This is a genomic window from Breoghania sp. JC706 (assembly GCF_037026715.1).
Taxonomy (GTDB): Bacteria; Pseudomonadota; Alphaproteobacteria; order Rhizobiales; family Stappiaceae; genus Breoghania.
The window spans coordinates 1-13,976 of the sequence record NZ_JBANCG010000011.1 but is presented as its reverse complement, the minus strand read 5'-3'; the positions used below and the strand labels follow the sequence as shown (position 1 = coordinate 13,976).

18 protein-coding genes are annotated in these 13,976 nt (G+C 65.1%); 6 read left to right on the top strand and 12 right to left on the bottom strand.

Annotation, left to right across the window (positions count from 1 at the left end; genetic code table 11):
* Positions 1-14: 14 nt before the first annotated feature.
* Both pyrC and V2L18_RS20190 read left to right on the top strand, forming a co-directional pair.
* Positions 15-1,061: a dihydroorotase gene (pyrC, locus tag V2L18_RS20195; protein WP_336180242.1), complete on the top strand. Its 1,047-nt coding sequence runs from the start codon at positions 15-17 to the stop codon at positions 1,059-1,061.
* Between the two features lie 59 nt (positions 1,062-1,120).
* Positions 1,121-2,338, top strand: a complete 1,218-nt coding sequence (locus V2L18_RS20190) for a pyridoxal phosphate-dependent aminotransferase (protein WP_336180145.1) — start codon at positions 1,121-1,123, stop codon at positions 2,336-2,338.
* A 32-nt stretch (positions 2,339-2,370) separates the two neighbouring features.
* Here the strand turns inward: V2L18_RS20190 and V2L18_RS20185 are convergent, their stop codons facing one another.
* The 10 genes from V2L18_RS20185 to V2L18_RS20140 form a co-directional block, all read right to left on the bottom strand.
* Positions 2,371-2,832, bottom strand: a complete 462-nt coding sequence (locus V2L18_RS20185) for an Lrp/AsnC family transcriptional regulator (protein WP_336180144.1) — start codon at positions 2,830-2,832, stop codon at positions 2,371-2,373.
* A 162-nt stretch (positions 2,833-2,994) separates the two neighbouring features.
* Positions 2,995-3,390 (bottom strand): CBS domain-containing protein, encoded by a 396-nt coding sequence (locus V2L18_RS20180; protein ID WP_336180143.1) that lies wholly within the window; start codon positions 3,388-3,390, stop codon positions 2,995-2,997.
* The gene (locus tag V2L18_RS20175; RefSeq protein WP_336180142.1) at positions 3,387-3,563 is read right to left on the bottom strand and encodes a hypothetical protein; all 177 of its coding nucleotides are present in this window, start codon (positions 3,561-3,563) and stop codon (positions 3,387-3,389) included. The genes V2L18_RS20180 and V2L18_RS20175 overlap by 4 nt, the downstream gene beginning before the upstream one ends.
* Positions 3,564-3,587: 24 nt before the next feature.
* A complete protein-coding gene (locus V2L18_RS20170; protein ID WP_336180141.1) occupies positions 3,588-4,583 on the bottom strand; it encodes an FAD:protein FMN transferase in 996 nt (331 codons plus the stop codon).
* An 18-nt stretch (positions 4,584-4,601) separates the two neighbouring features.
* Positions 4,602-5,831: an NADH:ubiquinone reductase (Na(+)-transporting) subunit F gene (nqrF, locus tag V2L18_RS20165; protein WP_336180139.1), complete on the bottom strand. Its 1,230-nt coding sequence runs from the start codon at positions 5,829-5,831 to the stop codon at positions 4,602-4,604.
* The gene (gene nqrE / locus V2L18_RS20160) at positions 5,828-6,439 is read right to left on the bottom strand and encodes an NADH:ubiquinone reductase (Na(+)-transporting) subunit E (RefSeq protein ID WP_336180137.1); all 612 of its coding nucleotides are present in this window, start codon (positions 6,437-6,439) and stop codon (positions 5,828-5,830) included. The genes nqrF and nqrE overlap by 4 nt, the downstream gene beginning before the upstream one ends.
* Entirely contained in the window at positions 6,436-7,104 is a 669-nt protein-coding gene (locus V2L18_RS20155) for an NADH:ubiquinone reductase (Na(+)-transporting) subunit D (RefSeq protein WP_336180136.1), read from the bottom strand. The genes nqrE and V2L18_RS20155 overlap by 4 nt, the downstream gene beginning before the upstream one ends.
* Before the next feature lies 1 nt (position 7,105).
* Positions 7,106-7,903, bottom strand: coding sequence for an FMN-binding protein (locus V2L18_RS20150; RefSeq protein WP_336180135.1), 798 nt, complete (start codon positions 7,901-7,903; stop codon positions 7,106-7,108).
* A complete protein-coding gene (locus V2L18_RS20145) occupies positions 7,896-8,672 on the bottom strand; it encodes an RnfABCDGE type electron transport complex subunit D (RefSeq protein ID WP_336180134.1) in 777 nt (258 codons plus the stop codon). Before V2L18_RS20145 ends, V2L18_RS20150 begins: the two co-directional genes overlap by 8 nt.
* Positions 8,669-9,949: a Na(+)-translocating NADH-quinone reductase subunit A gene (locus V2L18_RS20140; protein ID WP_336180133.1), complete on the bottom strand. Its 1,281-nt coding sequence runs from the start codon at positions 9,947-9,949 to the stop codon at positions 8,669-8,671. The genes V2L18_RS20145 and V2L18_RS20140 overlap by 4 nt, the downstream gene beginning before the upstream one ends.
* Positions 9,950-10,058: 109 nt before the next feature.
* Here V2L18_RS20140 and V2L18_RS20135 point away from each other — a divergent pair, with 109 nt between their 5' ends.
* Positions 10,059-11,255, top strand: coding sequence for a cytochrome C (locus V2L18_RS20135; RefSeq protein ID WP_336180132.1), 1,197 nt, complete (start codon positions 10,059-10,061; stop codon positions 11,253-11,255).
* Here the strand turns inward: V2L18_RS20135 and V2L18_RS20130 are convergent.
* Positions 11,230-11,838 (bottom strand): 2'-5' RNA ligase family protein, encoded by a 609-nt coding sequence (locus V2L18_RS20130; RefSeq protein ID WP_336180131.1) that lies wholly within the window; start codon positions 11,836-11,838, stop codon positions 11,230-11,232. The genes V2L18_RS20135 and V2L18_RS20130 overlap by 26 nt on opposite strands.
* 180 nt (positions 11,839-12,018) lie before the next feature.
* Between V2L18_RS20130 and V2L18_RS20125 the strand changes: the two genes are divergently transcribed.
* Genes V2L18_RS20125 through V2L18_RS20115 form a run of 3 tightly spaced genes read left to right on the top strand, consistent with a single transcriptional unit; the run spans position 12,019 to position 13,318 of the window.
* On the top strand, positions 12,019-12,567 hold the full coding sequence (locus V2L18_RS20125) for a LysE family translocator (protein ID WP_336180241.1): 549 nt from the start codon (positions 12,019-12,021) through the stop codon (positions 12,565-12,567).
* Positions 12,564-12,956, top strand: coding sequence for a nuclear transport factor 2 family protein (locus V2L18_RS20120; RefSeq protein ID WP_336180130.1), 393 nt, complete (start codon positions 12,564-12,566; stop codon positions 12,954-12,956). Before V2L18_RS20125 ends, V2L18_RS20120 begins: the two co-directional genes overlap by 4 nt.
* Positions 12,953-13,318: a cupin domain-containing protein gene (locus V2L18_RS20115; RefSeq protein ID WP_336180129.1), complete on the top strand. Its 366-nt coding sequence runs from the start codon at positions 12,953-12,955 to the stop codon at positions 13,316-13,318. Before V2L18_RS20120 ends, V2L18_RS20115 begins: the two co-directional genes overlap by 4 nt.
* A gap of 33 nt (positions 13,319-13,351) precedes the next feature.
* On the opposite strand, the gene V2L18_RS20110 is transcribed toward V2L18_RS20115, so the two are convergent.
* Complete coding sequence (locus tag V2L18_RS20110) at positions 13,352-13,909, bottom strand: AAA family ATPase (protein WP_336180127.1); 558 nt, start codon at positions 13,907-13,909, stop codon at positions 13,352-13,354.
* Positions 13,910-13,976: the final 67 nt, after the last annotated feature.

Here is a 13,976-nt window from a genome sequence, read left to right as displayed (position 1 = left end):
GGAAGACTGCAATGATCGACCGCATCGAAATCATCCGCCCCGACGACTGGCATCTTCACGTGCGCGACGGCGAGATGCTGAAGGCCGTCCTGCCGATCAGCGCCAGGCTCTTCGGCCGCGCCATCATCATGCCGAACCTTGTGCCGCCGGTGCGCGATCTCGATGATCTGCGCGCCTATCGCGGACGTATCGAAGCCGCGGTGCCCAAGGGAAGCGGATTCCGTCCGCTGATGACGCTCTATCTCACCGAGACGACCGATCCCGCCGACATAAGGAATGGCACGGCGAGCGGAGAGCTGACGGCGGTGAAGCTCTATCCGGCCGGCGCGACGACCAATTCCGATGCCGGGGTCAAGGATTTCAAGCGCGTGCACAAGGTGCTTGAGGCGATGCAGGAGGCGGGCATTCCGCTTCTGGTGCATGGCGAGGTCGTTGATCCGGACGTCGATATCTTCGATCGCGAAGCCGTGTTCATCGAGCGGGTGCTGGCGCCGTTGATCCGCGATTTTCCGGCGCTGCGCATCGTCATGGAGCACATCACGACGGAGGAGGGCGCCTCATTCGTGAGCGGTACGGGCGAGAACGTCGCCGCGACGATTACGCCCCAGCATCTGCTCATCAATCGCAACGACATCTTCCGCGGCGGGATCCGCCCCCACTTCTACTGCCTGCCCATCGCCAAGCGCGAAAGCCATCGTCTGGCGCTGCGCAAGGCGGCGACATCGGGGAACGCGAAGTTCTTCCTCGGCACGGATTCCGCACCGCATCCGGTCGGCAACAAGGAATGCGCCTGCGGTTGCGCCGGGATCTTCAACGCGCCCGTCACGATGCCCTGTCTCGCGCAGGTCTTCGAGGACGAGGGCGCGCTCGACAGGCTGGAAGCCTTCACCTCGCTCAATGGTCCCGCCTTCTACCGGCTGCCGCCCAACGAGGACCGGATCGTTCTCGCCCGCACCGCTCCGGACGAGGCGATCTTTCGGGCAATCGATGTCGGCGCGGATGGACAGGTCGTCGTTTTTCGCCCGGACGTGCCGTTCCGCTGGTCCGTCGAAAAGGCCTGAGCGGTCGTTCCCCCCATTGCCGAAGCGCTTGCTCTCACTCCTTTCAGGAAGCGGAATTCATGGCCTCGATTGCGGAAAAATTCGAAACGCTCAAGACCGACAACGCGCCCGGTCAGGAAACGCGGCAGCAGGCGGCGAACCTTGATGATGTGATAAAGGGGGAGACCCTCGTCGGGCGCCCTGTCGATTTCTCGCATGGCGACGTCGATGCGTTCGAGCCGGCGCCCGGCGCGTTCGAGACGTTCTGCGACGGCGTGCGCGCCGGGGCGCGGCAGGCCTATACCGAGTATCGCGGCAAGGAAGAGATCCGCGAGGCCCTGGCCGAACGGCTTGCTGACTTTACGGGTGCGCCTCTGTCGGGGGCGCGGGAACTGATCCTCACGCCCGGCACGCAGGGCGCGCTTTTCCTGACAATCGCCGCGACGGTCGGAGCCGGGGACAAGGTCGCAATCGTCCAGCCGGACTACTTCGCCAACCGCAAGCTGGTTCAGTTCTTCGACGGCGAGATCTGTCCCGTTCAGCTCGACTATCTTGCCGGCACCGATCGGGCGGGGCTCGATCTCGACGAGTTGGAAAGCGTGTTCAAGGCGGGGGCGAAGGTCTTCGTCTTCTCCAATCCCAGCAATCCGACCGGTGCGATCTATTCGCCCGACGAGATCCGCGCCATCGCGGAGCTGGCGAGTCGATACGGCGTTACGGTGATCGCCGACCAGCTCTATTCCCGCCTGCATTATTCCGATGGTGGGCCTTATACGCACCTGCGCGCGCTTGCCGGCTCTGAGAATGTCGTGACCATCATGGGGCCGTCCAAGACAGAGTCCCTCAGCGGCTACCGCCTTGGTGCCGCGTTCGGACCTGCGAAGCTCATCGAGCGCATGGAGCGGTTGCAGGCGATCGTCTCGCTGCGGGCGGCCGGCTACAACCAGTCGGTGCTGCGCACGTGGCTCTGCGAGCCGGAAGGCTGGCTTGAGGAACGGATCCGGCTTCACCAGGCCATTCGCGACGATCTGCTGGCGACATTCCGGGCGGCGGACGGCATCGCGGTGCGGACGCCTCAGGCGGGAAGCTATCTCTTTGCCCGCTTGCCGGCGCTTGACGTGTCCCCGCTCGATTTCGTGCGTATCCTGCGCCGGCAGGCCGATGTCATTGTCACGCCCGGCAGCGAGTTCAGTCCGCATACGCTGGACAGCATGCGTCTCAATTTCTCGCAGGACCATGCGGCCGCGAAGGCGGCCGTCGAGCGCATCGTGGAACTGGTGGAACGCTATCGCACTTAGCGCCGGGGCTGCCGTGCTGAGCGGTTTGGGGCCTAGAACTGGGGCGGGCGGTCATCAAAAATCGCCTCCATGGTGAAATACGAAGTGACAGCCTCCAGCTCCATTTTCTCGATGATCTTCTGGTAGACCTGATCGTAGCTGTTCATGTCGGAGGTCGCGATCTTGAGCAGGTAGTCGTAGTCGCCGCTGATCCGGTAGAAGCCGACGATTTCCGAAATCGCCTCGATGTGGGCGCGGAACCGCTTCAGCCATTCCGACGAATGGTTGCGTGTGCGGACCATCACAAAGACCAGAAGCTGCCGGCCCACCGCATCCGGGCGGACGCGGGCGCCGTATCCCTCGATGACGCCGTCTGCCTCAAGGGCCTTGAGGCGCCGCCACAGCGCGTTCTGGGACAGGCCGACGGCCTCGGCCAGTTCGCGCTGCGAGCGGGCCGAGTTCTTCTGAAGCTCGCCCAGGATCCGACGATCGATCTTGTCAATCTTGTAGGTCATTTGGCTATCATATGACCCATCGGCTCCGGTTCAAGCCGCACTTTCATCGAAACAGAGCATCCTAGCCGCTTGAATGATCGGCATGTTGCGCGAACAAATGCGCGGACCCTGGAGCCGGATCCGCGCGCAGAGTTGACAGCTGTCAACCGTGTCTGGCTGGCGCTATCCCATGCTTAGAAGAGCCGCCAGCACGTCGGAGCGACGCAGCATGCCGACGAGCCGGCCGTCTTCCTCGACCGGAAAGATGCGATGGGGATGAGCAAGGAAGGCCTCCGCTGCGCTGGTCAGATCGTCGGAGGCGGCGAGGGACACCACGTCGCGGGTCATGAACTCGCCGACGCTGCCTTTCCATTCCTGATAGTAGCTGGCGTAAAGGGCAGGCTTGAAGCAGTCCTTCTGCGTCAGGATGCCGACGAGCTGGCCGCTGTCGTCGGTGACGGGGGCGGCAGCCGACCGGGTCTCCACCAGCAGCGCGACTGCCCGCCGGATCGGCGTGTCGGGAGAGACTTCCGGCCAGTCGGTCTGCATGATGGTTGCGACACGTGCGCTCGTGTTCATCGGCCTTCCTCTCCGCTCTCATGGCCCTTGTTGGGGCAGTGGGAGCAGGAAGCGCCCTTGAGGCAGGCGAGGCCGCCGCAGGAGGTTTGTGCCGGTCCTCTGCCCAGGGCGAGGCCAAGAGCGAGGCCGCCTGCAGCCAGCAGGAAGATCGCGATGGTGAGGATGAATTCCATTCCGCTTTCTCCCTCTTCGTCTCGTCAAAGCAGATGGGTTTCGAACCCGCCTGTCGTCTCGCGTGCAATGTCGACGCCGTCGGCGCGCAAGAACAATGCGGCAATGCCGTTCTTCCGCGCTAGCGCGGGGCCCTCAATCGGGCCGGCTGCGGCAAGCGCTGTCGCCCAACCATCGGCCTCGGTGGCGCGCGGTGCAAGAACGGACACGGAAAGCAGCCCTCCGGCGACGGGCTCGCCGGTCGGCGGGTCGATGATATGGCTGTATCGGCGCCCGTCCAGCTCGTAGCTCTGGATGTGGCCGCCGGAAGTCGCGACAGTCGTATCGTCGAGGCGCAGCTTTGCGACGATGCCGGAGGCGCCGGGGCGCGGATCTTCCACGGCCACGTACCAGTCCCGCCCGGAAGGGTGGCGCCCTTTCGCGGCGAGTTCGCCGCCCAGATCGATCAGCAGATCGTCATGGCCCGCCTCGCTTGCGATCGCCAGCATCCGGTCAAGCGCATAGCCCTTGGCGATGCCGCAGAGGTCGAGTGTGAGGCCGCCCTTGCGCTTGACGATGTGATCCTCCGCCAGCCCGATCTTGTGCCAGTCGGGCGGCGCGCCCTTTTCAATCGGACCGAAGCCCCAGCGCGCGACCAGCGGGCCCACGGTCGGGTCGAAGCGGCCATCGCTGGCCTTGGCGATTGCGAGTGCCGCTGCCGTGACGGAGACGGTCTCGCTAGGCATGGCGACGGTGCCCTCCGCTGCCGCGTTGAAACGGCAGACGTCGCTGTCGGCGCGCCAGGGCGACATCTGGTGGTCGATCTCGGCCAGTGCCGCCTCGATCCGTCCCCGCAATCTGCCGGCATCCCGGCCGGACGGGACGCTCAAGCGCCAATAGGTGGCGAATGCGGTGCCGGCGATCGTTTCGAGCGGCGACGTTTCGGCACGGAGAAGCGCGGGAGCGGCCAGGGTCGCGCCCAGCGCGCCGCCGGTAAGCTTCAGGAAGCTCCGGCGTGTCGGGCGGCTGGGGAGTGGGGACATGATGGATCGAGGCATGGTTCACACTCCGAAATCGTCGTTGAAGATGGAGGCCGGCTCCACGCCGAGCCGCTCGAGCGTGGCGAGCACCGCCGAGATCATGACTGGGGGGCCGCAAAGGTAATATTCGCAGTCTTCCGGGGCGGGGTGGCTGCGCAGGTGCGCGTTCACGATGTCGTGGATGAAGCCGGTGGCGCCCCGCCAGCGATCGCCGGGCGCGGGATCCGACAGCGCGGGCATCCAGATGAAATTCGGATGCGCGGCGGCAATGGCGTCGAACTCCTCCACATAGAAGAGATCCGCGACGGAGCGGGCGCCGTAGAAGTAGCGCATACGGCGTTTCGTGCCCTTGCCGATCTGCTCGTGGATCATCGCGCGCAAGGGGGCCATGCCGACGCCGCCGCCGATGAAGATCATCTCGCGCTCGCCCGGCTGGACCTGGAAATCGCCAAAGGGCCCCGAAGCCTCGACCGTATCGCCCGGTTTTCTGGAAAAGAGCCAGGACGACACCACACCTGGCGGGAGATCGCGCTCCCGTCCGGCGGGCGGCACGGCGAGCCGGATATTGAAGACGGCCTGTCCGCGCGCCGCCTCCTCGGGACGGCAGGCGATCGAGTAGGCGCGGGTGACGGTTTTGTCCGAGGACGCGTACAGATGATCCCAACAGGAGATGCGCCAGGCCTCGCGAAACGGCGCGTCGAGTTCGATCTCGGCGAAATCCTGTTCGTAGGGCGGGGCGGTGAGCTGCATGAAGCCGCCGGCGCGAAAGTCGAACGGCTGGCTTTCGGGCAATTCCAGCACCAGTTCGCGGATCAGCGGCGCCATCATCCGGTTGGAGACGATCCGGCAGGTGAAGCCGCCGCCGGCGCTGAGGATATCCTGCGGCACCTCGACCGCGCAGGGGCCGCGCAGCACGGTCTGGCAGGCAAGCCGCATGTTGGCGCGTCGCTCCGCTGCCGAAAGGATGCCGCGTTCCGTCGCGCCAGCCTGTCCCGCGCCTTCACCGGTCACCGTGACACGGCACAGGCCGCAGGTGCCCGAACCGCCGCACGCCGCCGGGATGCCGATCGAGGCATCGTGCAGCAGACCCAGAAGGCGATCGCCGCGCGAGGCTTCCAGCGTCGTGCTGCCGTTCACGGTCACGAGCACCGAACTTTGCGGGATGAGCCGGCGGCGCGCGATCAGAAGGCCTGCCGTCAGGAGGACGACGAGCGCGATGACGATCAGGCTTCCCAGCAGGATCTCGTTCATTGCGTGGCCATCTGGGCGAAGGAGGAAAAGCCGAGGGACATCAGCCCCGCGAGGACGAAAGTGATGCCGAGGCCGCGCAGTCCTGCCGGAAGATCCGCATAGGCCAGACGCGCGCGCACCGCACTCAGCATGATGACCGCGATGGCGAACCCGGTGCCGCCGCCGATGCCGAAGACGAAGGATTGTGCCAGGGTGTAGTTGCGCTCCACCATGAAGAGGCTGCCGGCCAGGATGGCGCATTGGACGGTAAGAAGCGGCAGGAAGACGCCGAAGGCGGCATGGACACTCGGCAGGAACCGGTCGAGCAGCATTTCCAGCAATTGCACGGTGGCTGCGATCACGCCGATGAAGGCGATCAGCGAGAGATAGGAGAGGTCGAGCTCGGGCATGCCGGCCCATGACCAGGCACCAGGCGCCAGCAGCGCGGAATAGATGAGCTGATTGAGCGGAACGGTCACGCCCATCACGCCGATCACCGCGATGCCGAGGCCCACAGCCGTCTCCGGCCGGCGCGACAATGCGAGGAAGGTGCAAAGCCCCAGGAAGAGAGTCAGGGGCATATTCTCGACGAAGGTTGCGCGCAGGAACAGGGTCAGGAGCTCGTTCATTCGGCCGGCTCCCCGATTGCCTCGGGCGGGGTGTATTCGGGCACTTCCGCCTGTTCCGGACGCCATGTGCGGATGGCCCAGACGAGCCCGCCCAAGAGGAAGAAGGCGCTGGGGGCGAGAAGCATCAGGCTCATCGGCGTGAACCAGCCGCCCTCGCTGGCAAGCGGTAGCACCTGGGCTCCCATAAGCGTGCCCGACCCGAAGAGCTCGCGAAGCGTGCCGATCACCACCAGCACCAGCGAATAGCCGAGGCCGTTGCCGAGCGCGTCGACCATGGAGGGCAGCGGCGGGTTGAGGCGGGCGTAGGATTCCGTGCGCCCGAGCACGAGGCAATTGGTGGTGATCAGGCTGACGAAGACCGACAGCTTCCGGCTGATCTCGAACAGATAGGCCTGCAGCACCTGATCGATCACGATAACCAGCGATGCGACGATGACGATCTGCACGATCAGGCGGATGGCATCGGGAATGTGGCGACGGATCATGCTGATGATCGCCGCCGACAGGACGAGCACGACGGTCAGTGATCCGGCCATGGTGAGCGCGGTTGGCAGCGAGGTGGTGACGGCGAGCGCGGAGCAGATGCCGAGGATCTGCAGGGTTACCGGGTTCTGTCGGACGAGCGGCTCGCTCAGCGTCGACCAGAGGGAGGAGGGGGCGGTCATCTCAGAACTCCCCGCGCCGGATGGCATCGATCAGCGGGCCGTAGCCTTCCGGGCCGAGCCAGAAGCGGATGATCCGGGTCATTGCGTTGGAGGTGCGTGTGGCGCCAGTGATGCCGTCCACCTGATATTCGTTGGCGGCGGGGCCGCGGGCGACGGAAAAGCGGACCGTGCCGGTGTCGTCGGTGGTGCGGGTGCCGGCGAAGCTCGCCAGCCATGCCGGCTCCTCGATGCGGCCGCCAAGCCCCGGCGTTTCCGACTGGCGGGTCACAGCCATGCCGGCGATGGTGCGCATGTCGCCCTTAAGCGCGAGGATGGCGTCGATGCGGCCGTTGTAGCCGGCGCCGCTGATGGGCAGCAGCGCAAGGGATACGGTGTCGCCGTCGCGCAGCAGGTAAATCTGGGCGTAATCCGGCCTCTGGCCGAGGCCCGCCAGATCCTCGCCGGCGGGCAGGCTCGTCCAGTTCGCCGCATCCGCGAGCGCTGAGGCAAGCGTTGCGGGCGTGACGTTCGTGGCGGCGCGGCCGTCTTTCAGGTTCACGACGACGGTGGTGAGCGTTCCGCCCGTTTGCTGCAACAGGTCCGCCATTCCCGGAATGCCGGCGACGAGCGCCTCGATACGGGCCTGTTCCTCCGCAGCGCGGTTGGCGGCCTGGATGGGCCGCAGGATCACCGTTGCGCCGGTGACGAGGACAGCGCAGACGGCGGAGACAATGAACGCCATGGCCACCGTCTTCGTCCGGCTTTCGTTGGGAAGCGCCAGCAGCCCGCGCCAGGCACTGATCGGGTTGAGATCAGCCATGCCGTCTCCTGCGTCGTGTCAACCAGATGAAAAGGGCGACCTCGTCCAGCGCGGGTGCTGCGAGCGAGGCCAGAAGCGCTGCGGAAACCGCAATCTGCGTCGGCGCGGCATTTGTCCAGGTGGCTGTGAACAGGACGATAAGTGCGCCAAAGAGAAGGCCGTTGAGCCAGCGCCCGAGGGATGTCGTTGCGCTGGCAACGGGATCGCAGACCAACAGCACGAGGACGATGCCGGCGACGGGCAGGACTTCGGAAAGGTCGATGCCGGCGGCGAGTGCCAGGATGGCTACCACGGCAGCACCCGCCATGATGCGCAGGGAAAGGAGGCCGAAGACGACGCCGAGTGCGGCTGCCGGGATCGCCGCCCAGGCAACGGGAAGGACCAGATCAGGCCACGGAGCCGCCGGCCAGCTGAAGCCGAGGAAGGCGAGCGTCACGGTCGCCGGATTGACGACGTTGCGGCCCCATCCTCCGAAGACGAGTTCCGCCATCACGGACCCGAAGCTGATGCCGAGGATGACCGCGAAGGGGCCGAGCCCTACCGGCGCCAGCATGGCCACGGCAAGCGCGGTCAGGGCTCCGGCGAAGGACGGCGCCTGCGCGCGCGCGACCATGAAGATGAGGTGCCACAGCCCGGAGACGACGAGCGCCAGCGCGAGCCGGCCGATCGCCTCCGTTCCGCCGAACCAAAGCCACGCGAGCGCCAACGGCATGAAGGCCGCGAGCAACAGCAGCGCCACGGTTTCCCGGTCCCATAGTCCCCGGATCATGCCCCTTCCTCCGCTTCGATCCGTGCGAGCATGCCGGCCAGCAGCGCGGAGAGCCGCGGTTCGGCGGCGGTCACGTAATCCGCGAGCGCGAGGTCTTCCGCGACGAACGACAGCGCGCCCAGCCTGACGGCCGTCTCCTGGTCGCCGGAGGACAGGGCGCGTACCAGGGCAACGGTCGGCACGGCTCCGCCCATCGCTTCGTCGAGCGCGGCTGTCGGAATGATCGGCAGCGGTCGCGCCGCTTTGGTGAGGGCGGCGCGGAACCAGTGCTTGCGGCCCGTGTGCGGCTTGCGGGGCATGACGCTGACCTGCCGGTCCCTTGGCCCAAGCCATTCGGCCTCGCGTCCTTCGAGCGGAGAGCCGTTGAGCAGCGTATAGGGTCCGGGCCGCACCGCGCCGTGGCAAAGACCTTTCAGATTCGCTCCGGGCTGGCAGCGCACGAGCCGTGTCTCGGTAAGTGCCGGGCCGGCGACCGAGACGAGCCTCGTTCCCGGCAGGTAGCCGGTTGCGAGGAGCGCTCCAATCGCGGCGACGTCTTCGGCGTGGATGTCCCAAACCGGGGCGTCGATCCGTGCCGGGTGAAGGCGATGGATCTGGAACCCGGCCTGCCCGTGCGGGTGCCGAGCGCCGGTGCGAACAATCCTGAGCCGTCCCCCCGTGTTGTCGGCATCCACGAGCGGCTCGCCCTCGCTCTGGCACACGAAGACCGGGCCGTCGCAGAGCCGGAGCAGCGCGGAAAGCCCGCGCGAAAATGCCTCATCGCGCCCTTCAAGCGCCTTCCTCGGGTCAGGAGCGAGAGGGCGGGTGTCGCTCGCCATAATGAAAATGGCGGCAGGGCGCTCTGCCGGGGCGGGGAGACGCGCAAACGGCCGGCTCAAAAACGCAAGCCAAAGCCCTGAGCCCTGGAGGAGGGCGCGCAAGCGCGTATCGTCCTGTTTCGTGTCTGCGCCGATTGTCTTATGCCGATAGCGGTCGGCGTCAGCTTCCAGGAAGAGAATGATCTGATCGAGGCGGTGGCCGGGCTTCAGCGAGATCGAGGCGATCCGCCCCGGCATGGGGGCGGTAAGAGCGATTTCGGGATGCTTGCGCAGCCGGGCGACGGGCGCTCCTTGCGCGACGACGACATCCTCCTGAAGGATCACGTCGATGCGCGGGGCGCGCAGGGTTCCGAACGTCACCGCAGCCTCGTCGGTCAGCCTTTCCCCTCCGGCATCCGACGCCAGTGGCGGGGTCGGGACCGTTGGGCTCAGCCCGGAGAACCTGGAACTCAGGGGCATCGTCTCTCCGATTTCGGCGAATGCAACTGCGTCATGTGTCGAAAAGTTCGAGAATCGCGGCTATGATGTTCTTATATGTCCCGATCGAAATCCAGCAGTCAGAGGCAACATGCGCGGCAAAGTCTCCGGTCTCCTTCTGGTTTTTGCACTCGTCGCGGGCGTTGCCGTTGTCGGCAATCCGCACGTTTCCGAGGCTCAGGAGCCCGCTGCGTCTTCGGCGAACGCGGCTAATGATCCCGCTGCGCCTGAAGCATTGAAGCCCTACGTTCTGCCTGAAACGGGGCCGTTCAACCCGAAATCCCTGTCACCCGAGCAGACCAAAGCGATCGCCGATTGGCACCGCTCGGGTCATTCCGATGCGAAGGCAGAGGCGTTCACGCACTGGGATGCGGAAGGGGCAGTGCCTCCGGTTTGCTCCGTGTGTCACTCCGGAGCGGGTTTTCGCAGTTTCCATGGCCTTGACGGCAGCAAGCCCGGGGTGCCGGAAAAGCCGTTGCCGACGGGCGGGGTGGTCGATTGCGAAACGTGCCACAGTCCGGGACTTTCCAAGATCACCAAAGTGACGTTTCCCAGCGGTGTGGTTGAGCCCGTCGCGGGCGTTGAAGCTGCCTGCATGACCTGTCATCAGGGGCGCGAGGCGGGCGCCTCCGTCGCCAAGGCGACGGCCGGCATGGAGAATGACACGCCGGTCAAGGATCTGCGTTTCATCAATCCCCATTATCTGACCGCGGCCGCAAACTGGTTCGGCGGGCCCGGCAAGGCGGGCTACCAGTATCCGGGCAAGGACTATTCGGGCCGGTTCTTCCATGCCCGCCCGGTCGCCTCCTGCGTCTCGTGTCACGAGCCGCACAGCCTGAAGGTGTCCACCGAAACCTGTGCCACGTGTCACGAGAATCCCGAGCCGCGGGAAATCCGCATTGCCCGGCAAAGCTACGATGGCAGCGGCGATCTCTCTGTGGGGATCCGGTCCGACATTCAGGCCAATGCCGACCTTCTGATGCAGATGATCACCGATTACGCAACACAGGTGGCAGGCACGCCGATGGTTCGCGAGAGCCACTATCCCTATTTCTTCGCCGATGCCAACGGCGACGGGCTTGCGGACAAGGTTGACGGCAAGGCGGTCGGCTACAATGCGTGGACGCCGCGCATGCTTCGCGCGGCCTTCAACTGGAAACTGATCACCGCCGATCCCGGCGTCTATGCCCACAATCCCTATTACGCGCTGGAGCTGCTGTACGATTCCATCGAGGATCTTTCCGGCCCGCTGCAAGTCGACGTCACATCGCTGAACCTCGTCCGGTAGCATTCGCGCAGACCGGCGATCTTGCGTCCGGCAGCGGAAAGCTTGCGAGGGTTTGCACGGGAGGAAAGCGCACCAGCTCGATCGCCGCGATGTGTCCGCGATGGGCGGTCATGCCATGCAACGCGGCTTTCGCGGCTGCCTCCGGTTTCTTATCGATCGTCGCGAGCGTGATGTGGGGCACCCAGTTGCCCACCAGATAGTGCTCATGGATCACCGGCCCCGATAGGGTTTCGATGATCTGCCGGTGCAGATCGAGAAGCGGCCGGGTGACGACAGGCGCCAGGAAGACATAAGCCGGGCTTCCGGGGAAGATGCCCAGATGACTGATCCCGACCGGGATCCGGGAAATGCCGAGGCTCGTTCGGGAGAGCTGCCAGATCAGCGCTTCATCGTCAGTCCCGTTCTCCAGCACGGCCAGGGTGATGTGCGGGGCGTAGTCCGGGCGCGGCTCGAAACCGCGCTCGCTCTTTTCAATCTGGCTGCAAAGCCTGTCGATCCGTCGCGAGAGAATGTCATCCAGTCTTGCGGTTATAGCCAGCCGCATGGGCCCTCCCGTCTTTGGTTTGCGGTGTTCTTCCAGCATCGTGCATCGGGGCGGCCTGCAGGCGAGAGAATAGCGCTCATCCTTGCGTGACGAAATCTCAGCACGCCGCCTCGCCATTCCGTGGCAAACAAGCGGGACCTGATCCCGCAACGATATGGCCTGCAGGAACGCTGGATGGAAACGGCACCTCTGACAGCCCTTGCGCTTTATGCGTTCGTGATGACCATCACGCCCGGGCCGAACAATCTGATGCTCACGACATCGGGCCTCATCTTCGGCATGGCGCGAACCTGGCCGCATATTCTCGGGATTCCCTTTGGTGTTGCCGTTCAACTCACGGCGGTCGGAGCCGGTCTGGGCGCTGTTTTCGCCCTTGAGCCTCGGATCCAGCTCTTTCTGAAGGCGATCGGCACGCTCTACCTGCTCTGGCTCGCCTACAAGCTGTGGCGCGCGGCGGAGGTGCGCGATGCATCGCTCGCCAGACCGGTTTCGTTCTTTCAGGCGGCCGCGTTTCAGTTCGTCAACCCGAAGGCATGGCTGATCGCCGTAACGGTCATCGCCGCCTTTGTCTCGCCGGGCGAAGGATACGTCACACAGTTACTGCTCGCCTGCGCGGCTTTTGTGGTGATCGGCGTTCCCTGCCTGGCGACATGGGCGGCCTTTGGCGTGGGGCTGCGGCGCGTGCTTCACGATCCGGCAAAGCTTCTGATCATCAATCGTACAATGGCCGGCCTCGCGGCCCTGACGGCAGGATTGTTCTGGCTATGACATTGCTGACACGCGCCGACCTCGAAGAGCATGCGAGGACATGGATCGACGCCTGGAACCGTCACGATGTCGATGCGGTGATCGCACCCTTCGCATCCGGAGCGGTTTTCGTAAGTCCTCGGGCCGCGGTCGTCACTGGAAAAGCCACGGTGCGGGGGCGGGAGGCGCTTCACGATTACTGGAAAAGGGCGCTCGCGGCCGTTCCCGACCTTGTGTTCACGTTCGAAACGGCGGTGTGCGACGAAAAAAGCCAGACCGTCGTGGTCCACTACGTCTCGCATGCCGGCGGAAAGACGTTGCGTGCATGCGAGCTGATGCGGTTCGAGGATGGCCGGCAGGTCTATGGCGAAGCGTTTTACGGCGCGGACGTGTCGGAGGCGTTCGAATGACCCCTGTCACGGCGGCGAGGGCGAATTTCTATTGCTGGGGCGGGGATTGCTCGGGGTGGCGTCTGCTTGAACTCGATCATTTCCAGGTGAGGCAGGAAGCGATGCCGGCAGGCGCCGCGGAGGAGCCGCACATGCACCGGGCTGCCCACCAGTTCTTTTATGTGCTCAGCGGCTCCATGACGATGCGTACACCTGACGGGGTGGTGCGTGTCGGTGCCGGGCAGGGATTTCACGTTCCGCCCGGACTGCCGCATCTGGTGCGAAACGACGAGGCGACCGAGCTTGTTTTCATCCTTTCCTCTAGCCCGAGCACCGTCGGTGATCGACATGTCGTCGATACTGTCGGCTGGGCGGTTGCCTGAGGGGAGGGGGCGCGTGACGCGTGTGGTCGATTTTCACGTGGCCGAGAGGAGCGTTTCGGGAAGACTGTCGATTACGAAGTCCGCGCGCGCCTCGATCCCCGAAAGCGGCAGCTCCACGATTTCGTAGCCCAGTCGCGTGTAGGTTTCGAACATCGCCTTGCCTGTCTCCCTGGCTTCGGCCGGGTCCTGCTTGCGTTCGCTGTCCTGCGTGAAAATGCTCTCCCAATACGGGGCGAGGAAGACGCGCCTGTTGTAGCGATGAAGCCGTGCCGCCGTCTCGACATGCGCCGGAACAGGCAGGCCGCACAATGTGAGATAGCCGATCACATCGGGTATCCCGCGATCCATCAGGACCGGTCCCGGCAGTCGGGCTGCCTCGTGATAAGAGCGCAGCTCCCAACCGAGCATGAGTTCGGCGAACATTTCCCGGTCGGCCCAGGGCAACGCGGTTCCGCCGATCCGGACCTGGTCCTTGATGATAGCCCGTCCCGCTTCGGGCATGCTGGCAAGACCGCGCCGGTTCAGCGCATCGAGAAGACTGCTTTTCCCCGATCCGGGACCGCCGGTTACGATGAACATGTGGTCTTGCATGGAGGGCTCCTGCTTTGCTGACATGGCGGACACGGCGGTCCGCACATCGGTTTGGGGTTTTCTGATC